Source organism: Gordonia hankookensis (assembly GCF_014673215.1).
GTDB lineage: Bacteria > Actinomycetota > Actinomycetes > Mycobacteriales > Mycobacteriaceae > Gordonia > Gordonia hankookensis.
On the sequence record NZ_JACWMS010000002.1, the window covers coordinates 352,646 to 374,563 of the forward strand.

At 67.2% G+C, this 21,918-nt stretch carries 22 protein-coding genes; 13 read left to right on the top strand and 9 right to left on the bottom strand.

Going from position 1 to position 21,918, the window contains the following annotated elements; translation table 11 throughout:
- Position 1 precedes the first annotated feature (1 nt).
- Complete coding sequence (purB, locus tag IDF66_RS08910) at positions 2-1,429, bottom strand: adenylosuccinate lyase (RefSeq protein ID WP_190266578.1); 1,428 nt, start codon at positions 1,427-1,429, stop codon at positions 2-4.
- A gap of 98 nt (positions 1,430-1,527) precedes the next feature.
- Here purB and IDF66_RS08915 point away from each other — a divergent pair, with 98 nt between their 5' ends.
- The 3 genes from IDF66_RS08915 (at position 1,528) to IDF66_RS08925 (ending at position 3,744) form a co-directional block, all read left to right on the top strand.
- A complete protein-coding gene (locus IDF66_RS08915; RefSeq protein WP_190266579.1) occupies positions 1,528-2,037 on the top strand; it encodes a winged helix-turn-helix transcriptional regulator in 510 nt (169 codons plus the stop codon).
- Between the two features lie 94 nt (positions 2,038-2,131).
- Complete coding sequence (locus IDF66_RS08920; RefSeq protein WP_164307596.1) at positions 2,132-2,698, top strand: SRPBCC family protein; 567 nt, start codon at positions 2,132-2,134, stop codon at positions 2,696-2,698.
- Positions 2,695-3,744, top strand: a complete 1,050-nt coding sequence (locus tag IDF66_RS08925) for an LLM class flavin-dependent oxidoreductase (protein ID WP_190266580.1) — start codon at positions 2,695-2,697, stop codon at positions 3,742-3,744. The genes IDF66_RS08920 and IDF66_RS08925 overlap by 4 nt, the downstream gene beginning before the upstream one ends.
- A 10-nt stretch (positions 3,745-3,754) precedes the next feature.
- Here the strand turns inward: IDF66_RS08925 and IDF66_RS08930 are convergent, their stop codons facing one another.
- Positions 3,755-4,117 carry a hypothetical protein gene (locus IDF66_RS08930; protein ID WP_190266581.1) on the bottom strand — a complete coding sequence of 121 codons (363 nt, stop codon included), beginning with the start codon at positions 4,115-4,117 and terminating at the stop codon, positions 3,755-3,757.
- 89 nt (positions 4,118-4,206) lie between these two features.
- Entirely contained in the window at positions 4,207-4,800 is a 594-nt protein-coding gene (locus IDF66_RS08935) for a TetR/AcrR family transcriptional regulator (RefSeq protein ID WP_164307599.1), read from the bottom strand.
- A 151-nt stretch (positions 4,801-4,951) separates the two neighbouring features.
- Here IDF66_RS08935 and IDF66_RS08940 point away from each other — a divergent pair, with 151 nt between their 5' ends.
- Positions 4,952-5,425 (top strand): nucleoside deaminase, encoded by a 474-nt coding sequence (locus tag IDF66_RS08940; protein ID WP_190266582.1) that lies wholly within the window; start codon positions 4,952-4,954, stop codon positions 5,423-5,425.
- Between the two features lie 72 nt (positions 5,426-5,497).
- Here IDF66_RS08940 and IDF66_RS08945 read toward each other — a convergent pair whose 3' ends face one another.
- Entirely contained in the window at positions 5,498-6,403 is a 906-nt protein-coding gene (locus IDF66_RS08945; protein ID WP_190266583.1) for an SDR family oxidoreductase, read from the bottom strand.
- Between the two features lie 125 nt (positions 6,404-6,528).
- On the opposite strand from IDF66_RS08945, the gene IDF66_RS08950 reads away from it, so the two are divergent.
- From IDF66_RS08950 to IDF66_RS08980, 7 genes are all read left to right on the top strand, one after another.
- A complete protein-coding gene (locus IDF66_RS08950) occupies positions 6,529-7,095 on the top strand; it encodes a TetR family transcriptional regulator (protein ID WP_190266584.1) in 567 nt (188 codons plus the stop codon).
- 128 nt (positions 7,096-7,223) lie between these two features.
- On the top strand, positions 7,224-7,493 hold the full coding sequence (locus IDF66_RS08955; protein WP_164307603.1) for a metal-sensitive transcriptional regulator: 270 nt from the start codon (positions 7,224-7,226) through the stop codon (positions 7,491-7,493).
- A 24-nt stretch (positions 7,494-7,517) separates the two neighbouring features.
- The gene (locus tag IDF66_RS08960) at positions 7,518-7,916 is read left to right on the top strand and encodes a DUF302 domain-containing protein (RefSeq protein WP_190266585.1); all 399 of its coding nucleotides are present in this window, start codon (positions 7,518-7,520) and stop codon (positions 7,914-7,916) included.
- Between the two features lie 96 nt (positions 7,917-8,012).
- On the top strand, positions 8,013-8,543 hold the full coding sequence (locus IDF66_RS08965) for a GbsR/MarR family transcriptional regulator (RefSeq protein ID WP_190266586.1): 531 nt from the start codon (positions 8,013-8,015) through the stop codon (positions 8,541-8,543).
- Complete coding sequence (locus IDF66_RS08970) at positions 8,540-9,523, top strand: ATP-binding cassette domain-containing protein (protein WP_190266587.1); 984 nt, start codon at positions 8,540-8,542, stop codon at positions 9,521-9,523. Before IDF66_RS08965 ends, IDF66_RS08970 begins: the two co-directional genes overlap by 4 nt.
- Positions 9,523-10,323 (top strand): ABC transporter permease, encoded by an 801-nt coding sequence (locus tag IDF66_RS08975; protein ID WP_190267406.1) that lies wholly within the window; start codon positions 9,523-9,525, stop codon positions 10,321-10,323. Before IDF66_RS08970 ends, IDF66_RS08975 begins: the two co-directional genes overlap by 1 nt.
- A gap of 173 nt (positions 10,324-10,496) precedes the next feature.
- Positions 10,497-11,429 (top strand): alpha/beta hydrolase-fold protein, encoded by a 933-nt coding sequence (locus tag IDF66_RS08980; protein WP_190267407.1) that lies wholly within the window; start codon positions 10,497-10,499, stop codon positions 11,427-11,429.
- A gap of 109 nt (positions 11,430-11,538) precedes the next feature.
- On the opposite strand, the gene purD is transcribed toward IDF66_RS08980, so the two are convergent.
- The 4 genes from purD to IDF66_RS09000 form a co-directional block, all read right to left on the bottom strand.
- Positions 11,539-12,792 carry a phosphoribosylamine--glycine ligase gene (gene purD, locus IDF66_RS08985; RefSeq protein WP_190266588.1) on the bottom strand — a complete coding sequence of 418 codons (1,254 nt, stop codon included), beginning with the start codon at positions 12,790-12,792 and terminating at the stop codon, positions 11,539-11,541.
- 184 nt (positions 12,793-12,976) lie between these two features.
- Positions 12,977-14,191 (bottom strand): low temperature requirement protein A, encoded by a 1,215-nt coding sequence (locus IDF66_RS08990; protein WP_190267408.1) that lies wholly within the window; start codon positions 14,189-14,191, stop codon positions 12,977-12,979.
- Positions 14,192-14,371: 180 nt separating this feature from the next.
- Positions 14,372-16,513 carry a glycosyltransferase family 39 protein gene (locus IDF66_RS08995; RefSeq protein ID WP_190266589.1) on the bottom strand — a complete coding sequence of 714 codons (2,142 nt, stop codon included), beginning with the start codon at positions 16,511-16,513 and terminating at the stop codon, positions 14,372-14,374.
- The gene (locus IDF66_RS09000) at positions 16,510-17,793 is read right to left on the bottom strand and encodes a bifunctional glycosyltransferase family 2/GtrA family protein (RefSeq protein WP_190266590.1); all 1,284 of its coding nucleotides are present in this window, start codon (positions 17,791-17,793) and stop codon (positions 16,510-16,512) included. The genes IDF66_RS08995 and IDF66_RS09000 overlap by 4 nt, the downstream gene beginning before the upstream one ends.
- A 166-nt stretch (positions 17,794-17,959) precedes the next feature.
- Between IDF66_RS09000 and IDF66_RS09005 the strand changes: the two genes are divergently transcribed.
- Positions 17,960-20,305 carry a DEAD/DEAH box helicase gene (locus IDF66_RS09005; RefSeq protein ID WP_223309396.1) on the top strand — a complete coding sequence of 782 codons (2,346 nt, stop codon included), beginning with the start codon at positions 17,960-17,962 and terminating at the stop codon, positions 20,303-20,305.
- 5 nt (positions 20,306-20,310) lie between these two features.
- Here IDF66_RS09005 and IDF66_RS09010 read toward each other — a convergent pair whose 3' ends face one another.
- A complete protein-coding gene (locus tag IDF66_RS09010) occupies positions 20,311-20,739 on the bottom strand; it encodes an HIT family protein (protein ID WP_164307613.1) in 429 nt (142 codons plus the stop codon).
- Positions 20,740-20,871: 132 nt separating this feature from the next.
- Here IDF66_RS09010 and IDF66_RS09015 point away from each other — a divergent pair, with 132 nt between their 5' ends.
- Positions 20,872-21,903: a DNA adenine methylase gene (locus IDF66_RS09015; RefSeq protein ID WP_223309511.1), complete on the top strand. Its 1,032-nt coding sequence runs from the start codon at positions 20,872-20,874 to the stop codon at positions 21,901-21,903.
- The last annotated feature ends 15 nt before the right edge of the window (positions 21,904-21,918 follow it).

The window sequence follows — 21,918 nt, forward strand, 5'->3', positions numbered from 1 at the left end:
GTCAGAGGATCGGTGCAGGCGCGTAACCGGCGGCGTCCGGGTAGTCGGCGATGATCTTCTCCGCGGCGGCGACGACGTCGGCCACCTGCTGCTCAGCTGCGCCGACGAACACCGTCTTGTCGGCGAGGAGCGCGTCGAGCTCGGCACGATCGAGCGGAATGCGGTCGTCACCCGCCAACCGATCGAGCAGATCCGGCTCCCGCCCCTGCTCACGCATGGCGAGGGCGACCGCAACCGCGTTCTCCTTGATCGCCTCGTGTGCGGTCTCGCGACCGACACCGGCCCGCACCGACGCCATCAGCACCTTGGTGGTCGCCAGGAACGGCAGGTAGCGGTCGAGCTCGTTGGCGATCACGGCCGGATAGGCGCCGAACTCGGCGAGCACGGTCAGGAAGGTCTCCATGAGCCCGTCGATGGCGAAGAAAGCATCCGGCAACGCGACGCGACGCACGACCGAACAGAAGACGTCACCCTCGTTCCACTGCGCCCCGGCGAGCTCCGCGGCCATCGAACCGTAGCCACGAAGGATCACCTGGAGTCCGTTGACCCGCTCACAGCTGCGCGTGTTCATCTTGTGCGGCATGGCCGAGCTGCCGACCTGCCCCGGCTGGAACCCCTCGGTGACCAGTTCGTGGCCGGCCATCAGGCGGATGGTGTGGGCCAGCGACGACGGACCGGCGGCGACCTGGACCAGCGCCGACACCACGTCGTGGTCGAGCGACCGCGGATAGATCTGACCCACGGACGTCAGGGAACGCGCAAAACCGAGATGATCGGCGACGCGCGCCTCGAGGTCGGCGAGCTTGGTGGCGTCACCGCCGAGGAGGTCGAGCATGTCCTGCGAGGTCCCCATCGGCCCCTTGATGCCACGCAGCGGGTAGCGATCGATGAGCTCACGTAGCCGGGTGAGAGCGATCATCAGTTCGTCGGCGGCGCTCGCGAACCGCTTGCCGAGCGTGGTGGCCTGGGCGGCCACGTTGTGACTGCGGCCTGCCATCACCACCGTCGAGTACTGCGCGGCCCGCTCGGCGATGCGCGCGAGCACCGCGACGCCGTGCGCGTGTACATGCTCGAGCGAGCGGAGGATCTGCAGCTGCTCGACGTTCTCGGTGAGGTCTCGGCTGGTCATCCCCTTGTGGATCTGCTCATGCCCGGCCAGGGCATTGAACTCCTCGATCCGCGCCTTCACGTCGTGGCGGGTGACCCGCTCCCGTTCGGCGATGGATGCGAGGTCGATCTGGCCGACGACCTTCTCGTAGTCGGCGATCGCACCGTCGGGGACGTCGATGCCCAGGTCGCGCTGGGCCTTGAGGACGGCGATCCACAGCTGGCGCTCGAGGGCGATCTTGTGACGCGACGACCAGAGTTCCGCGAGGTCCGCGGAGGCATAACGACTGGCCAGAACGTTGGAGATGGCAGGCTTCGACACGTGCACAGTGTAGTCGCGAGGGCCTCGACCCCTGCGACCGCGGTCACCCGAATGGCGTTTGATCGGCTCAGTCTCGTGATGAGACGTAGAATGACGAGATGCGTCGCGTGTCTTTCTCGCACTGGCCCTGCTCGATGGCTCGGACCGCCGACCTCGTGGGCGATCCCTGGACCGCACTGGTTCTCCGAGAGGCGTTCTACGGAACCCGACGGTTCGACGAGTTCCAACGCGAACTCGGCATCGCCCGCAACACCCTGACGGACCGTCTCCGACGGCTGGTCGACGAGGGCATGTTGGAGCGGAACCCCTATGCGAGCGAACCGATTCGCCACGAGTACGTCCTGACCGACAAGGGGGCCGACTTCTGGGACGTCCTGTTGGCCATGTCCGCGTGGGGTGACCGCTGGCTGGTCGACGATGCCGGTCCGCCGGTGACCTTGCGTCACACCGCCTGCGGACACGAGACCCGCGCACGGGTGGTCTGCGAACACTGCGGCGATGCGATGCCGATCGAGGAGTCCCGGATGTCCTTCGGCCCCGGTTACCCGGTACGGCTGCGGGATCGGCCGGACGTGAAGGCCCGATTCGACCGGATGTCCCGCGACTGACCCCCGGGCCACGATTTACAGGGCCTTGAACTCCACGGTCTCATCATGCAACCATCTGGGTGGGTTGACGTGATCGCGAGAGATTGGATCGGCAATGGAGTGGACAGGAGCCCGATACGCCGACGGGCCGACCGCGCAGGTGCACATCAGGGTGGCGGCGCCGCCCGTCGTCGTGTGGCAGGTCGTCAGCGATGTGGAGGCCATGGCCGAGATGAGTTCGGAGTTGCAGTCGGTCCGCTGGACCGACCCGACTGCCGAGCGGGGGGTCGGGGCGACGTTCATCGGCGCGAGCCGGCATCCCGCGATGGGCGAATGGTCGACGACCTCACACGTCGTCGAATGGACTCCCCTCGAGGCATTCGCCTGGGCCGTCGAGGATGTGGACTCCCCATCCGCCACCTGGCGGTTCACGCTCCAAGCCGACGGCGACGAGACGGTGCTGACCCAGTGGGTGCGGATGGGGCCCGGTAGATCAGGGCTATCCGCCGCCATCGACGCCATGCCGGACAAGGAGCAGAAGATCGTCTTCGTGCGGATGCGCGAGTTCGAGGCGAACATGACCGCGACCCTTGACCAGATCAAGGACCGCGCCGAACTTCTCGCGCAGGGTGCCGACCGGCAGGCCGGCGGCGCGACGACGACACCTGAAGCGCGGTCATGAGGACGGCGACGACCGTCGAGGTCTCCCGGGACGCGACGGAGACCACCACATTCGTCCTGGAAGCCGAGCGCCTGGGACTCGACATCTGCTGGGTTGCCGAGGCGTGGGGTTCGGACGCACCGTCCTACCTCGGCTACCTGGCCGCCCGCACCGACCGAATCCTCCTGGGCTCCGGGATCATTCAGATCGGCACGCGCACTCCGGTGGCGATCGCACAGGCGGCACTGACGCTCGCCGGACTGTCGGAGGGCCGCTTCCTTCTCGGCCTCGGCGCATCAGGACCACAGGTCATGGAGGGCCTGCACGGAGTCGAGTTCCGGCGCCCGCTGACCCGGATGCGGGAGACGGTCGACGTCATCCGGGAGGCGTTCTCCGGTGCCAGGATCTCGTATGCCGGCGAGACCGTGCGCATACCGCGCACGACGGACTCCAAACCGATGCGATTGTCGATCCCTGGCCGCGATGACATACCCATCTACCTGGCATCGATGTCGCCGAAGATGCTCGAGCTCACCGGAGAGATCGCCGACGGCTGGCTCGGCACGAGCTTCGTTCCGGAAGGGTCGGCCGCGTACTTCGATCATCTCGAGGCGGGACTACGTGCGGCCGGACGGACCACAGACGCCATCGATGTGTGTCAGGGTGCCGAGATCGCCATCTTCGACGATGCCGACCGCCTCGCTCAGCACGTCAACGGCCGGAAGAAGGAACTGGCGTTCAGCATCGGCGGTATGGGCAGCGCCGACACCAACTTCTACAACGCCGCCTACGCACGGCAGGGATGGTCCGAAGTGACCGGTGAGATCCAAAGTCGTTGGCAGGGTGGTGATCGCGAGGGTGCGGTGGAACTCGTCTCCGACGAGATGGTCCTGGCGACAACCCTGATCGGGACACGCCCGATGGTCGCCCGGCGGTTACGCGACTGGGCCGCGACCGGGGTCACCACCGTGAGGCTTTATCCCGCAGGCGATACGCTCGACGAACGGCTCTCGAATCTCGCCGACGGGATCGAACTCGCGGCCGGCACGGTCGCGCCCGCCCGGTGAACACCTCAGGTCAGAGCGCGAAACACGCCCATCCGGAGCCGTATCCCTGGTGCACACGCATCACCGCGACCGGCCCGCGGACCCCACCCTGTTTCGCATACAGCAACCGATCGCCGATCCGTCGGGGCACCCATCGGATCGTTGCGATGGCCCCGTCGGCCCGCGCAGCGCCGATGAACCGCTCCGGATACCCCTGCCTGCGCTCCCAGAAGGTGACCGGTCCCGACGCGTTGACATCGACGGTCAGGTTGTAGAGACATCCGGTTCCGTACACCACCGACGAGAACGGCACGCCCGCGTCGATCTTGCCGACCGGTACGGCCCCGGCCGAACCCGGTGGCACGATCGACAATCCGATTGTCGCGAGACCCATTGCGAGAGCCCCGGACAGCGCGGTCCTCCTGCGTCGCCTCACTGTGTGCTGCTTCGACACCTCTCCCCCTCCACTGGTCGCCTCGATCGTCATTCCCGCGGCGCGAGGACGTCGATGACCTCGTGCAGTGCTTCGCGTGCGGCGGCATACGGGCTGACCTGACGCTGGCCGAGTGCACCGACGACGGCGCCGTCCTCCACGGCGATGAGTTGCCGGACGTGCATCGGCTCGGCCAATCGGAACGATTTCTGCAGAACGTCCGAATGCATCTCGGCCAGCAGGACCCGGCGGTCGATCACCACCTCGCGCAACCGCGGATAGCGCGCCGCAAGGGCGATCGTCTCGTAGCGCGCGGCGAGGGTCTGGATGGTCGTATCGGGTCCGATGAACACCTCGGCGAGCGCATCGGCGGTTGCCTGCCCGCCACGTCGTCGTCGGGGTAGGGCATCGCGGCGCGTGGCGATGCACTCTTCGTCGTTGCGGCACACGTAAGCGGCCGCCTCCGCCATCAGATCCTCCAGCGAACCGAAGTAGTAGGTCGTCGATGCGAGCGGCAACTTCGCCCGGTCGGCGACGGCCCGATGACGGACCGCATCGAATCCACCTTCGAGCAGCAACGCGCCGGCGGCCTCGATCAGTCGGGACCGCCGTCGCAGTCCCTTCGGGGTTGCCGCCGACGTCATGGAATCATGCTGCCAAAGGCGTTACCTGCCACGGGTTGCTTTGACAAAAGCCGTAACGCGGTCAACGAATTCGCCCAACGTCGGACCAGTTGTCACGCTGCCTGCGACATGAACGTGCGCCGCGCGCACCGATTCCTGAGACGATGGCCGGATGGACGACGACGCGCTCCTGCGCCATGCGATCGATCTCGCCGCTGCCGCGCGCGCCCGCGGTGACCACCCTTTCGGGGCGTTGCTCGCCGACGCCTCCGGCGACGTGATCCTGACCGCCCAGAACAGCGTCGGCACCGACGACGATCCGACGGCCCACGCCGAGACGAATCTGGTGCGTGCCGCCGGCCGCCGATTCACCTCCGCCGAGCGACGGTCGATGACCCTGTACACCAGTACCGAACCATGTGCGATGTGTGCCGGTGCCATCTACTGGGCCTCGATCCCCACCGTCGTGTTCGCGTTGAGTGAGGCCGAACTGCGATCGATGACCGGCGACGATCCCAAGAACCCGTCGCTCGACCTGCCCTGCCGGGAGGTATTCGCACGCGGCGCTCACCCGACCGCGGTGCGCGGACCCTTCGACATCCCCGCCGCACGTGAGGTCCATGCGGGGTTCTGGCGGACATCGTGATCTGAGGGCGCGTCCCAGATCGCGTGAGGCGTTGTCCGGGCTACGAGTTGTCCGGGCTACGAGATGTCCGGGCTAGGAGAAGTAGTGGCCCGCGTCGAGGTCCTCGATCAGTCCGGGCAGTTCGGGCTTCCAGCCCATCAGCTCGCGGGTGATCTCCGCCGATGTCGGATTGTCCACCGAGACGAATGCCGACAGGAACCGGAACACTTCCGGGGCATCCTCGGGTTTCACTGTGCGCGTGGGAATCCCGACACCTCGACCGATGGCTTCGGCGATCTCCCGGAACGGGACGCCCTCATCGCCGACGGCGTGCAATCGCGTCCCTGCCGGGGCACTCTCCAGCGCGAGTCGATACAGACGGGCGGCATCGCGGGTGTGGACGGCAGGCCAGCGGTTGTCGCCGGTGCCCTGATATCCGGAAAACCCGTTCTCGCGGGCGAATCCGATCAGCGCGGGCACGAACCCGTGGTGGTCGAGGTCGCTGTGCACCGACGGCGGCAACCGGAGAACCGACGACCTGACACCGTGCTCGGCCAGTCCGACGAGCACGTTCTCCGCGTCGATGCGGTAGCCGCCGTCGAACGCATCCGACTCCGTTCCCGGCCGGCCGGTGACGCCCATCATCGGGATCATCGCGGTTCCCGATGTCCCGACCAGCGGCTTGCCCGTTCCGGTCAGCGCCGTCCCCAGTGCGTCCAGAGCCGCCAGGTCCGCGGCTGCGGCCGACGCCAGATCCCCGGCCGCCATCGCGTCGTGTTTGAACGCCAGGTGGATGACCCCGTCGGCGTCGCGCGCGGCATCGGCCAGACCCTCGAGGTCGTCGAGGTCGCCGCGACGGACCCCGGCGCCCAGATCCGCCACTGCCGCGGCAGCGGCATCCGAGCGCGCGAGGCCGACGACCTCGTGCCCGGCCTGCAACAGCTCCGGGATGACGGCAGACGCGACGTGTCCGGACGCACCGGTGATGAATACCCGCATGAGACCTCCTTGGCCCGTGATCCGTGAGCTGGTGACCCACGTTCGGCGATGTTCGTGATGTCATGTTCTGACATCACCGACTGTACTCCTGATGTCAGTTCCTGTCATCACGTATCCTCGGCAGCATGGGACGATGGCCGACGGGCTCGCGCGAGCGCCTGCAGCAGGCGGCGTTGGCCCTGTTCGTGGAGAAGGGCTTCGACCAGACGTCGGTCTCCGACATCGCATCGCGGGCCGGCGTCACCGAACGAACCTTCTACCGGCAGTTCGGCGAGAAGCGTGAAGTACTCTTCGACGGCGGCGAGTCACTCCAACTCGCCATCACCGAGCACCTTTCCACCTCACCCCCCGATGAGCGGCCACTGGAGGCCGCCGAACGTGCACTGATGCACGCCGCTACCGAATTCTTCTCCGACAGACTGCCTTTCGCCAGGAAGCGACAGTCCGTGATCGACGCGAATCCGGAACTGCAGGAGCGCGAGCTGCTCAAGATGGCCTCGCTCGTCGACGCCATCCGCGACTCTCTGGCATCCCGCGACGTCCCCGAGACCGCATCCCGACTCGCGGCCGAGATGGGCGTCGCCGCATTCAAGGTGGCCTTCGGCCGTTGGATCGATCCCGCCAATGGCCGCTCGCTGGCCGATCTGATCCGCGACTGTCTCGACGAGATGCGAGACGTCGCAGCACGCTGACCCTCACCACCGCACGGTCGTTGGCTTGCGGACGGGTCCATCCTTGCTGCCAATATACCCCCAGGGGTATAGTGGCAGCACAGGTACACCTCCCGGGTTCCTCACCCGGCGACTGACAGGACAGACACATGGTCGGCGACGAAGAATCGATCACGGTGGTACTCAACCGATTACGTCGCGCACACGGCCAGTTGGCCGGCGTGATCTCGATGATCGAACAGGGCCGCGACTGCAAGGACGTGGTCACCCAACTCGCTGCCGTATCCCGGGCACTCGATCGCGCCGGTTTCAAGATCGTGGCGACCGGACTGCGGGAGTGCCTCACGGGCGACGAGGCCGAAGGCAGCGAACCGATGACCGAGGAGCAGCTCGAGAAGCTGTTCCTCGCACTCGCCTGAGAGCCGCCACCGAAAGGAAAGATCATGCAACTCGGATACTCGACAACGCTAACGACCACCTTCGACGATGCGGTCTCCCGAACACGGGATGCATTGGGCAATCAAGGATTCGGCGTTCTCACCGAGATCGACGTGACCGCCACCCTCAAGCAGAAGCTCGACGCCGACATGGAGCGGTACCTCATCCTCGGCGCCTGCAACCCGTCCCTGGCGCACGGCGCCCTCGCCGTCGACCGGCAGATCGGACTGCTCCTGCCGTGCAACGTCGTGGTGCGCGACGACACCGACAACGCAGGCACCGTGATCGTCGAGGCGATGAACCCGGACATCATGGTCGAGGTCACCGACGCCCCGGGCCTGCGCGACGTCGCCGCGGCCGCGTCGGAGAAGTTGCAGGCCGCCATCGCGGCGCTGACCGACTGACCAAGACCCGGTCCGCCGAAGGTCGGCTCCCAGTTCCACCGATGACTGAGATGACACAAATTTGTGTTATCTCAGTCATCGGTGCATAGTTGAGTCATGCCCGATGACGCACAGCTCACATTCGCCGACCACATGGCCCGCTACTACGCGCGGCGCTTCAGTTTTCCGCCGATGGTCGGACGGGTCATCGGCTACCTGTCGGTCTGCGACCCGCCCGGCCAGAGCATCGCCGAACTGAGCGAGGCATTGCTCGCCAGCCGCAGCGCGATCACCGGCGCCATCGAGAACCTCGAGAACCTCGGGGTCGTCAAACGCACCCGCACTGCAGGCGAACGCATGGACCGCATCGCCATCGACCTGTCGACACCGCGATCACTGGGATTCGACATGAGCGAGTACGAGGAATTGGCGGACCTCGCCCGCGAAGGGCTCGAGGTCATCGGCGACGCAACCGCGGAACGTCGAGCAGCTCTGTCGGAGACAGCGGCGCTCGCGGACTTCCTCATCGATCGCATCCCCGCGCTCTACGAGGAATGGAAGAAACACCGGGCAGCACTGGTCATGTCGGGTGACCTCTACGACCCGAATGCCGACGGCACACCCGACGAGGACGGAGACCGGAAATGAATCCACGAAGTGTGCACGACCTGGCCATCGAGGCCCGCGGTCTGGTGAAACGCTACGACGACAAGCTCGTCCTCGATGGGCTCGACCTGACGATCCCGCGAGGCGAGGTCTTCGCCCTGCTCGGGCCGAACGGGTCCGGCAAGACGACAACCGTGAACATCTTGTCGACCCTGATCGACGCCGATGCCGGACGGGTCGTCGTCGGCGGTCACGACCTGGCCGACAACCCGAACGGAATCCGATCCATCATCGGGGTGACCGGGCAGTTCGCCGCCCTCGACGATCTCCTCACCGGCCGCGAGAACCTCCAGTTGATGGCCGATCTGAATCATCTCGGCCGCGGACCCGGCCGTGCCCGCGTCGATGCACTGCTGGTCGACTTCGACCTGGTCGATGCCGCCGACCGCGCGGTGTCCACCTACTCCGGTGGCATGCGCCGACGCCTGGATCTCGCCATGACCCTGGTGTCGACGCCGGAGGTGATCTTCCTCGACGAACCGACGACCGGACTCGACCCGCGAAGCCGGCGGACCTTGTGGGACACCATCAGCGGGTTGGCACGCGACGGGGTGACGGTCTTCCTGACGACGCAGTACCTCGAAGAGGCGGACCGTCTCGCCGACCGCGTCGCGGTGCTCGACCAGGGCTCGATCGTCGCGCAGGGCACGCCGTCGGAGCTGAAGAGCCTCGTTCCCGGATCGTCGATCCACCTCGTCTTCGCCGACGACGACACCTTCGACCGGGCACGGTCGGTATTCGCCGACGCCACCGCAGTCCCCGGCTCGCGCCGACTGGACCTGTCCACCGACGACACCGTCCGATCGCTGCGAGAAGCGCTGGGGCGCATCGAATCCGAGCAGCTCGACCTCACCGACGTCTCGGTTCACACCGCCAGCCTCGACGACGTCTTCTTCGCCTTGACCGGCCGCGCCGAGCCGCAGGCCGATGACCAAACCATCCCGCACGAAGGAGCCGCATGATGTCCACGCTCACCTATGCCGTCGAGGACTCGACGACGATGTTGCGCCGTAGTCTGCGTCGCATCATCCGCTACCCGTCGATGACAGTGCTGCTCATCGGCATGCCCGTCGTGTTCCTGTTGCTGTTCGTCTATGTGTTCGGCGGACAGTTGGGTGCGGACATGGTCACACCGTCGGGCAACACCGGACGTGCCGCCTACCTCGACTACGTGGTGCCCGGCGTCCTGCTGATCACGGTCGCGGCGGCGGTGCAGGGCACATCGATCTCGGTCGCCATGGACATGACCTCCGGGATCATCGCCCGATTCCGGACAATGGCCATCAGCCGGTCGTCGGTGCTCACGGGCCACGTGATCGGGAGCCTGCTGCAGACGCTGGCCAGTCTGGTCGTGGTACTCGCCGTCGCCCTCGCACTGGGCTTCCGCCCGTCGGCGACAGTGGTCGAGTGGCTGGCAGCGCTCGGCCTGCTGACCCTCTTCTCGGTGGCGCTGATCTGGCTCGCGGTGTATCTCGGGCTGTCGGCGAAGAGTGTGGAGACCGCCAGCAACACCCCGATGTTCCTGACCCTGCTGCCGTTCCTGGGCAGCGGCTTCGTGCCGACCGAGTCGATGCCGCCCGGTCTGCGCCAGTTCGCCGAGTACCAGCCGTTCACCCCGGTCGCGGAGACGCTGCGAGGCCTGCTCACCGGCACCGCGATCGGAACCGGCACCACCGTCGCCGCGCTTGCGTGGAGCATCGGGATCGCCGCCGTCTGCTACGTCGCCGCTCTCCGGACCTACGACCGGCGTCGCGTCGCCTGATCCGAATGCGAGGTACTGCCCGGGGTGATGTGCATCACCCCGGGCAGTACGCGACGCCGAGTCCAGTTGCGCCACATCCGTCACACCTCGGCGTGGCGGATCCGGCGTGTTTCGAACCGGTCGCCCCACACCAGTAATCTGTGGAGTCGATGAAGCCCCAACACGAGCCACCGATGCATCCGGCTGACCCGACCGAGCCCGGTCTCGGCCGGGTCACTCGTCGTTCGGTGCTGGCCGGGGGAATCGGTGCCGCCCTGATCGGCGGACTCGCGGCGTGCTCGGGTGAGGAACCCACCAAGGTCGAGCCTCGCAAACTGGAGACCCGCGCCGCCGACGATGAGCTGCCGTCGGAGACCAGCCCACAGACGATCGCGAGCGGTCCACCACTGGTCACCGGGAGTTTCGTCTCGGCGAAGATGGGCGGACGGCAGACCCGATGGGCAGTCGCCCGGCCGAGTGGTGTCTCGGGCCGGCTCCCCGTCGTGGTCGTGCTGCACGCACTGAACACCAACGAGAAGTCCATCTTCTCCTCGAAGCTCGAGATGCAGAACGTGCTGCAGAAGTATGTCGACGCAGGCAATGCGCCGTTCGCGCTGGCCGCGGCCGACGCCGCGCGCAACTACTATCACCCGCGCGTCGACGGCACCGACGCGGCGGCGATGATCCTCGACGAGTTCCTGCCGATGCTGGCGTCGAACCCTCAACTCGATCTGTCGACCGAACGGATCGGCCTGTTCGGCTGGTCCATGGGCGGTTACGGTGCACTGCGGCTGGCCGCGCTGCTCGGGGCCCCACGCGTGGCCGCGGTCGCCGTCTGTTCGCCGGCGTTGTGGGCGGACCCGCGCAACTACCCGCCCAGGGCCTTCGATTCACTCGAGGACTACCAGGCCAATTCGCTCTTCGGCCAGCAGGCCGCCTTCGCCAAGATCCCGCTGCTGATCTCGATCGGTTCGTCGGACCAGTTCTTCACCTATACCCGGCAGTGGGCCGCCGGACTGCACCCACCGGCTGCATTCGGGACGTCGGCAGGTGGTCACACCAACCGCTACTGGCGCAGTGTGCTCCCCGAGCAGGTCGAGTTCCTGGGCCGCAACCTCGCCCGATAACCCACCCCCAAACCCCCCCTCCGCAGCCGCGACGGTTTCCGTCAACCGCGACGGCATTCTGGGGGCGCGGTTGACGGGAACCGTCGCGGCTGCGGGGGGGGAGGGGGGGTTAGAGGGTTATACGGCCGTCGAGGGCGGCCTTCCCGATGTCGGTGCGGTAGTGCGAGCCGGGCAGCTTGATGTTCCCGATCCGGTCGTAGGCCTGGGCACGTGCCTCGGCGAGGTCGGCACCCGTCCCGACGACGGCCAGCACCCGCCCGCCCGCGGAGATCACCGCGCCGTCACCGTTGCGCGCGGTACCGGCGTGCAGCACCCCGTCGCTCTCGGCGCCGGTGATCACGTCGCCGGTGCGCGGCTTACCCGGATAGTTCTCGGCTGCGACGACCACCGTGACGGCGGCACCATCGGCCCATTCCAGCGGCGGCAACTGGTCCAGCGCACCGGTGGCGGCCGCGTTGAGCGCTTGTCCCAGTGGGGATTTCAGCAACGCGAGCACTGCCTGGGTCTCCGGGTCGCCGAACCGGCAGTTGAACTCGACGACGGACGGGCCCTGCGCGCCGATCGCCAGGCCGGCGTAGAGCAGACCGGAGAACGGCGTCCCGCGCTTCACGAGTTCCGCGGCGACGGGTTTCACCACGTCGTCGACGATCTGCTGGGTCACCGCGTCGGGCAGCCAGGGCAACGGTGCGTACGCGCCCATCCCGCCGGTGTTGGGTCCGGCGTCGTCGTCGCCGACCCGCTTGTGATCCTGCGCGGGAATGAGCGGCACCACCGTGTCGCCGTCCACCAGCGAAAAAAGCGACACCTCGGGTCCGTCGAGGAAGCTCTCCAGCAGGACCGGGTGCCCGTTCTCGAGTAGTTCGGCCGCATGGTCGCGCGCGGTCAGTCGATCTGTGGTGACCACCACGCCCTTGCCGGCCGCCAGTCCATCGTCCTTGACCACCCAGGTCGGGCCGAATCGGTTGAGGGCCGCATCGAGTTTGGCGGGGTTGTCGACGATCTCGCTGTGCGCCGTCGCTACTCCTGCAGCCGCCATGACGTCCTTGGCGAAGGCCTTCGACCCCTCGATCTGCGCCGCCGCGGCACTCGGGCCGAATGTGGCGAAACCTGCGTCTCGCAACGCATCTGCGACCCCGAGGACCAGCGGCACCTCCGGGCCGATCACCACGAGGTCGGCGGCGATGCTCGTCGCCAATGCGACGACCGCATCGGCGGACGCGACGTCGACGGCGTGATTGGTGGCGATCGCGGACGTCCCGGCATTACCGGGGGCGACGTGCAGGGCGGTCACCGAAGGGTCCGCCGACAGTCCGATGAGCAGGGCATGTTCGCGGCCGCCCGAGCCGATCACGAGTACGCGCACGGTGTCGACTCTAGTTCCCCGGTGGCACAGTCATCGAACCCATCCTTGATCATTCGCTTCGACGTCGGACGTCGAAAGGCACGTGCTGGTGTCGACGCAGCCATTCTGTCAGTTCAGCGGAAACGCATGCTCTTCGTGTGCACGGAATCTGCGTACACCGATCGGGGCCATGCCGTGGATCCGCTCACCGACCGATCTCGGCCCCCATCGACGCCAACACCTCGGCACGTCTCGGCACACCCATGACCTCGTCGACGACGACGATCATCACCGGCGCCAGGGTCGTCACGACCACGGCGATCACCACCGACACACCGGCCGCGGCGAGCCAGACACCGACGACGAGAAAAGCGACTGCACCCAGGGCGAGGATCACGCTCAGCGGATCGAACGGCAGCAGGTAGTCGTAGAAGGCGAGCAGACCGAGACAGTAGATGCCCAACGGCACCGCGAGCGTGGCGACGACCGCACCGGGACCGATGTGTGTCTCGTGCTCGATGTAGAGCGCCGCGACGTGCAGACCTGCACCGACTGCTGCGGCAGCCGTGAAGATGAAGATGTGTCCGTACCCCCAGACGAAGCTCTTCTCTCGATGGGCATGCAGCACATCCCCGACCGGGACGATGAAGTACATCCACCACATCGCGAAGGTCACGCCCATGGCGGCCAGGCCGAGAACTGCCGTCTCCACGGACCAACCCTCGGTCTCGATCAGCGCCCCCAGAACGGCAACCGTGCCGACCACACCCTCACCGAGGGTGATGATCGTCAGCAACGAGTAGCGCTCGGCGATGTGATGGGGATGCCAGGGTGTTCCGCCGCTCGTGCGCTCACCGAGGTAGGGCCCGAGGAGTTCGACCAGGATGCAGCCGATCATCGCGAACATGGTTGCCAGCGGCCGCATGTCGGCGATCAGTACGCCGACCCATCCGATCTGCGCGACGAGGGTCATCCCGGCGTAGATCAGCGCACAGCGCCGATGTTGTTCGCTCTGCACGGCGACACGCAGCCACTGCGCGACCATCCCGACGCGCATCACGATGTATCCGATCACCAGCACCCGGTTGTCGACGTGCTCGTGATGGCCCAGTGACTCGAAGATCGGCGGGATACCGAGCGCGATGATCGCGACGCCCACCATCTGGACCAGGGTCACCACCCGGAAGAACCAGTCGTCGGTGTCGAATGCCGAAGCGAACCAGGCGAAGTTGATCCACGCCCAGATCGCGGCGAACGTGCACAGCAGGTAGCCGAAGATGGCGACCTGGTAGTGGCCCTCGGCCAGCTGATGGGCGACCTGGGTCCCCGCAGTGGAGAAGGCGACCACGAAGACAAGGTCGTAGAACAGCTCGAGACTGGTGGCGGCGCGGCCCTCCTCATGGGGATCGCGTCCGGTCATCCGCCGAATGGGGTGTCCGATCGTGAAGCTCACGATCGGAACTCTAACGACATCTGGGGTCGCATCGGGGGCAACCTGGCCTCGCGTGAACGCAGAGACCTCACCCGTCGTCGGAGACCTTCTGCTGGGCAGAGGTCTCCGACGACAAGTGAGGTCTCTCGGCGGTGCCGTCCGGACGGCTCAGTCGGTGGTCGCGGTCAGGTCGTACACCGTGGTCCCATCGACATTCGTCGCGGTGTAGTTCTCCTGCACCCACGCGGCGATCTGAGCCGACGGCCGCGTCGTGTCCGAGCTGCCGAAACCGCGCCCACCGCCGATGAAGTAGTGGATCTTCTTCTCTGCCACCAGTTTCTGGAACTGCTCGAGGGTCGGCGATGGGTCCGTGCCGTTGAACCCGCCGATCGGCATCACCGAGTGACCGGATTCGAGCTGATAGCCCGACGCCTCGTTGGAGCCGACCGCCGCGGCAACCCAGGTGTACTGGTCGGCGTCGGTCCGCAACATCGCGACGAGTTCCTCGCTCGGCTTCGATCCGTTCAGCAGGCCGCCGGGGCCGCCCATGCCTCCGGGCCCACCCTCGGCGGACATGCCACCGGGACCCGCCATTCCACCGGGCACGCCCATGCCGCCTCCCGGCATGCCACCGGGTCCGTTGGCCCAGCCCGGTCCATTCGGGCCACCAGGCATCATGCCTGCCCCACCGGGCATTCCGCCGCGCATGCCGCCTCGGCGATGGTGACCGCCGGGGCCACCGCCACCAGGACCGAACTCGCCGCTGACGCGCGGACCGGCCGAGATGATCGATCCCTCTTTCGCCGTCGACACGGTGTCGATCGTGTAGGCGACCGGGCCGGCGAGTGTCGCAGCGAGCGCGGTGGCCACTGCCAGCGCCGACAGGTACGGCCGGTGCGCCACCAGCATCGCGGCACCGCCGACGACGCCGACGATCAGCACCATCCAGCGCAGCCACGGCACGAAGTCGGGCGACCGATTCAGGAGCGCGAAACCCCAGATCGCCGCGATCCAGACCGCAGCGGCGAGCACGATGCGTACCCAGAGCCGGTCACGAGCCGACCAGCAGACCGCCGCGCCACCTGCTGCCACCGCGGCGACCGCCGGTGCCAGGGCAGCGGTGTAGTAGCTGTGGAAGATCCCCGCCATGAAGCTGAACACCGCCATGGTGACCAGCAACCACAGTCCCCACACCGCAAGATATGCGCGCCGCAGATCGGTGCGGCGGGCCTTGCCGATGACGACCAGCGCGGCGATGGCCAGCACCAGCCCGGTGGGGATCAGCCAGGCGATCTGACCACCTTGGGCCGGCTGGAACATCCGGAGCCAGCCCGTCTCGCCCCACATGCCGCCCGCTCCGCCGGGACCACCACCGGGCGGTCCGCCCATCGCGCCCGCGTAGGCGTTCATGCCGGCGCCGGTGCCGTACCCACGGCCACCGCCGGGGACGACGCTGCCGGTCTCGTTGCCGTTGAGGCGCCCGAAACCGTTGTAGCCGAAGGTGAGTTCGAGGATCGAGTTGTTCTGCGAGCCACCGATCCACGGTCGCGACGACGCAGGCCACAGTTCGACGGTGAGAATCCACCACCCGGCACTGACGATCATGGCGCCCAGCGCCGCGACGAGATGACCGAGACGCTTCACCCAGGAGTGCTGCCCGAACGCGAGATAGGTGATCGCCAGCGGCGGCACGATCAGCATCACCTGCAACTGTTTGGTGAGGAATCCGAATCCGACGAACACGCCGGTCAGGATCATCCACCGGATACGGCCGTCCTCGACTGCCTTGAGCGTGGCCCACACTGCCGCGACCATCAGGAGGATCAGCAGCGCTTCCGGGTTGTCGAAGCGGAACATGAGTGCCGCGACGGGCGTGACGGCGAGCGCCGCACCGGCCAGGATTCCCGCCCAGTGACCGAGGTACTTCCTGGTGATGACGTAGAGCAGCGCGACCGATGCGACCCCCATCAGGGCCTCGGGGATCAGGATCGACCATGAGTTGAGTCCGAAGATCCGCACCGAGATCCCCGGAATCCACAGTGCGGCAGGAGGTTTGTCGACGGTGATGGAATTGGCCATGTCCGACGACCCGAAGAACCAGGCCTTCCATGACTCGGATCCGGCCTGGATGGCCGCCGAGTAGAACGAGTTGGCCCAACCGTTGGCCGACAGGTTCACGATGTAGAGCACACCGGTGCCGACCAGCAGGACTGCGAGCGAGACACGGTGCCACACATGGGCGTTCCGCCCGGACGCGGGAGCGTCGGGCGGAACGGAGGCGGATGCGGGACTGTCGACGACAGTGCTCATTCGGCTGCCCCCTCGGCGATCGGTTCGGGATTCGCTGCGGCCAGGTGTCCGCGGAAGACCCACCGTAGCCCGACGAAGCGGGTCATCGTCGCGACCAGGTTGGCGACCACGAGCACGACCAGTTCCAGATGCTTGGTGGAATCGGGGGCGAAGGCGTGGAGCGCGACCAGGGCTCCCGACGTGACGAGCCAGCCGAACACGAAGACCCCGAGTCCGAACAACTGGTGCCGGACGGCGCCCTCGCGACCCTGGATGCCGAAACTGAAGCGACGGTTGGCCGCGGTGTTGAGCACCGCGGTGATGGCCAGCGCGACGAAGTTGGACACCTGCGCACCCATGAACGAGTGCAGCAACAGGTAGAGCACCGCGTAGGCAATGGTCGACGCGACACCGATGACACAGAACCGGGCGAGCTGACCGACCAGGCCGAACGGCACACCGTCGAGCTGCGGACCGGGAGCCCGGTCCCGGCCGATCGTGTCGCGCAACTCGGCGATCGGCAACCGTCCGGTGGTGAGCGCGTACCCGACGCGGGCGCACCCCTTCAGGTCCGCGACGGCAGTCGACACGATGTCGACCGTGCTGTTCGGATCGTCGACCCAGTCGACCGGGACCTCGGCGATCCGCAGCCCGATCCGCTCGGCGAGGACCAGCAGTTCGGTGTCGAAGAACCAACCGGTGTCCTCGACGTAGGGCAGCACCTGCCGGGCGATGTCGGTGCGCATCGCCTTGAACCCGCATTGCGCGTCGGAGAACTTCGCACGCATCGTGGTCCGCAGGATCAGGTTGTAGGAGCGGGAGATGAACTCGCGCTTGGGACCCCGGACGACCCGCGACGAGCGCGACAGGCGTGTACCGATCGCGATGTCGGAGTGCCCGGAGACCAGCGGTGCGATCAGCGGCATCAGCGCGTTGAGATCGGTGGAGAGATCGACGTCGCAGTAGGCCACGATCTCGGCGTCACTGGCCCGCCACACCGCGTTGAGGGCACGCCCTCGGCCCTTCTGCTCCACGTGGACGACGCGGAGTCCGTCGACCTCGCCTGCGAGTTGCGCGGCGATCGCGAGCGTGGAGTCGGTGCTGGCGTTGTCGGCGACGGTGATGCGCGACGGGTACGGCACGTGGGTGCGCAGGTGATCGCGCAGGCGTCGGACCGATCCGGCGATGTCGGCCTGTTCGTTGTAGACCGGCACGACGATGTCGAGAACGGGCGCCGGCGTCGAACTGTCGGCGACGATCGTCGACGGCGAGGCGGCCATCGGGAGGGCGTCTGGTGTCATGGTCCAAGAATCGGGTGTCAAACTTCACCCACTCTGCGGCGACGCTGTCAGGTTCCTGTGAGCGGATTCGTGTCTGTGCACAACGGTGTGCCCCTGTCACCACCGCCCCTGTCACCACCGCCCGTGTCACCACCGGCCTGTCACCACCACCCGATAGGTTGGCGTCATGTCCTCCGAGACCGCGACCTTGTCACCCGACCAGCAGCGAGCCGCCGACAGGGTGATCGAGAGCCTGGCGGGTCCGGGCGCGCACCTGCGTGAGGATCAGCTGACCGCGGTGTCGGCACTGATGGCACCGGCTGCACGAGTGCTGGTGGTGCAGGCAACCGGATGGGGGAAGTCGGCGGTCTACTGGTCGGCGACGGCGATCCGCCGGGAAGGCGGTGGTGGGCCGACCCTGATCGTGTCGCCGCTGCTGTCGTTGATGCGAGATCAGGTCAACGCGGCCGAGCGGGCCGGGCTGCGGGCGGCGACATTGAACTCGTCGAACTTCGACGCGTGGTCGGCGATCGAGGGTGAGCTCCGGTCGGGCGAGCTCGACGTCCTGCTCGTCTCGCCGGAGCGGCTGGCCAATCCGGGGTTCGGGCGCCGCGTACTGGACGCCCTGGCCGGTCAGCTGGGCCTGCTGGTCATCGACGAGGCACACGCGATCTCGGACTGGGGGCACGACTTCCGGCCCGACTATCGTCGGGTGTCCGACGTGTTGCAGACGCTGAATCCGCAGACCCCGGTACTCGCGACCACCGCGACCGCGAATGCGCGGGTGACCGAGGACGTGGCGGCCCAGTTGGGTGACGACACCCTTGTGCTGCGCGGCTCGTTGGCGCGGAAATCACTTCACCTCAACGTGATCGACGGATTGTCACCGATCGACCGGTACGGCTGGGTGGCGCAGTACCTGCCGAGTCTGCCCGGGTCCGGCATCGTCTATGTGCTCACGGTCGCCGACGCCGACCGGCTGGTGGACGCGATCCGTTCAGTACACGGCGCCGACTATCCGATCGCCGCCTACACCGGGCAGCTGGACGGCGACAGCCGTCATCGGCTCGAGGATGCCTTGCTGCGCAACGAGGTCAAGGCCCTGGTCGCGACGTCGGCACTGGGTATGGGTTACGACAAACCCGATCTCGGGTTCGTGGTGCACGTCGGTTCTCCGCCGTCGCCGGTCTCCTACTACCAGCAGGTCGGTCGCGCCGGCCGTGCGCTCGACGACGCGGTGGTGATGCTGCTTGCCTCGCGGGCCGACGACGCGATCTGGGACCATTTCGCCACCGCGACCATCCCGGACCCGGACCGGATGGAGGTTCTCCTCGACACACTCGCAGGCGCCGACGGCCCGATGTCGGTGCCCCAACTGGAGTCGTCGACCGGATTCCGCAGGGGCCGGGTCGAATTGATGTTGAAGCAGCTCGCCGTCGAGGGCGCGACCGAACGCGGCCCGGACGGCTGGGAGTCGACCGGCAGGCCCTGGACCTACGATCAGGAGCACTACGACGGTGTGCTGGCCGTCCGGCGCCGCGAGGCGGACATCATGCGCGCCTACGTGGCGGGTCGCGAATGCCTCATGCAACTGTTGACGTCGTCGCTCGACGATCCGGCCGCAGAACCGTGTGGTCGCTGCTCGGTGTGCCGCGGCAGGCTCACCGAGCCATTGTCGTCGGAGGTGTCGCCGGAACTCGTCCGCACGATCACCGGGTCGCTCCGCCGATCGGCGCTGACCCTGGAACCGCGAAAGATGTGGCCGGGCGGCGCATTCGGGACCCGTGGCCGGATTCCCGCCGGACTTGCGGCCGAGCCGGGACGCGTTCTGGCGCACGCCGACGCCCCGGAGTGGACCGATCTGCTCGCCGCCGCACGGCGCGGTGACGGGCAGGCGTTGGCAGATCTCGGTGATGCCGCCGTGGCGACGTTGTCGTCGTGGGTGCGCGATGGCGGAATCCGGCCGGACGTCATCGCGTCCCTGCGGCTGACCGGGACCGTAATCGCCGACAAGGTCGCCGATCACCTCTGCGAGGTCGGGCGACGCCCTCGCCTGACGGTGCCCGTCAGGTCAGGAGACGGCGCCGGGAGCGCAGCGAGCGGGCCGAATCAACACGGCGCCGGGAGCGCAGCGAGCGGGCCGAATCAACACGGCGCCGGGAGCGCAGCGAGCGGGCCGAATCAACACGGCGCCGGGAGCGACGGCGCCGGGAGCGCAGCGAGCGGGCCGAATCAACACGGCGCCGGGAGCGCAGCGAGCGGGCCGAATCAACACGGCGCCGGGAGCGCAGCGAGCGGGCCGAATCAACACGGCGCCGGGAGCGGAGCGAGTAAGCACAGCACAGCGAGCGGAGCCACCGAGGCGGTGTACTGGCGTGATCGCCTCGGCGAGATGCCCGATGTCGCAGGTCAGAACGTGTTGCTTGTCGTCGACGAGACGTCGTCGGGGTGGCCGATCACCCTCGCGGCAGCGGCGCTGCGCGAGACGGGCGCCGACACCGTCCTGCCGCTTCTGATCCACCGGACGGTGTAGCCCGATCAGGCGTCGGCGACGTACTCGCCGTAGCCCGTGTCACGCAGGGCCGTGCGGATCTTCTCGGCGGCGGCGTCGAGTTCGGCCGGGTCGGGATCCTTCTGCGCGTTGCCGAGGTCGAAGGCGTCCATGCTCTCCAGCGGAAAGACGTGCACATGCACATGCGGCACTTCGAGCCCGGCGATCATCGTGCCGACCCGCGACACCCCGAATGCCTGCTTGACCGCGCGACCGACCTTCTGCGAGACATCGGCGAGGTGTGCGTAGGACGCGGTGTCCATCTGCTCCCAGTGGTCGACCTCCTTGCGGGGCACGACGAGCACGTGACCCGGGGTCACCGGGTTGATGGTGAGGAATGCGACGGCCTGACCGTCCTGCCACACGAACCGTCCGGGCAGTTCTCCGTTGATGATCATGCTGAAGACCGATGCCATGGCAGTCAGTGTAGGTGCTCACATGTCACGGGCCGTCGTGTTGTCGCGGTGGCTGTCGGGGGTCCATGACATTCTTTTCGTGTGAGTCGCCCAGAGTTCACCAGGACCGTCGTGTCGACGGAGGTCGTCGCGATGGCCCAGCGGTTTCCGCGGTTGCGGTACATGGGTTCCAAGTACCGGCTCCTGCCCCACCTCGAACGGACCTTCGCCGAGATCGGCGGCACGACGGCCGTGGATGCCTTCTCCGGGTCGGGCGTGGTGTCGTATCTCCTCAAGCGACAGGGTTTCCAGGTCATCAGCAACGATTTCCTGAACTTCCCGCACATCATCACCAGGGCGACAGTCGCCAACTCGAGCGTGCACCTCGAACCCGACCTCGTCGAGGAGATCTGCGGACCGCCCGCCGACGACCGGGACTTCATCCAGACCACCTTCGACGGTCTCTACTTCTCCGCCGAGGACCGCGCCTTCCTCGACTCGGCGTGGTCGCACATCGACCGGCTGCGCGGATATCGGCGCGACCTCGCCATCTCTGCGCTCGTGTTGTCGGCCGCGCGCAAGCAGCCGCGCGGAGTGTTCACCTTCACCGACTCGTCCCGCTATGCCGACGGACGCCGTGACCTCCGGATGTCGTTGCGCGACCACTTCCGGCTGCGCGCGGTGAACGAGTACAACTCCACCGTGTTCAGCAACGGGCAGTCGAACCGCAGCGTCAGCGGTGACATCTTCGACCTCGACGTCACCGGCCTGGGTTCGGCTCCCGACCTCGTCTACCTCGACCCGCCCTACGCGCCGCCCACCGACGACAACGACTACATCAAGCGGTATCACTTCCTCGAGGGGCTCAGCGCATACTGGCGCGGTATGACGATCATGGAACACACCAAGACCAAGAAGCTGACCAAGCGCTACACGCCCTTCGCATACAAGCACACCATCGAGGACGCACTGGTCCGGACGTTCGAGCACTTCGAGTCGTCGGGGGCCATCGTGTTGTCGTATTCGTCCAACGCGCTGCCCGGCGCCGATCGGATCATCGACCTGCTCGGCAAGGTCAAACCGTCGGTGGAGGTGGTCGCCATCGATCACAAGTACAGCTTCGGTACCCACGTCGCCGCGACCCGGCGCGACGTGAGCGAGTACCTGTTCATCGGGCGGGACTGACGAAGAGATGCCCTC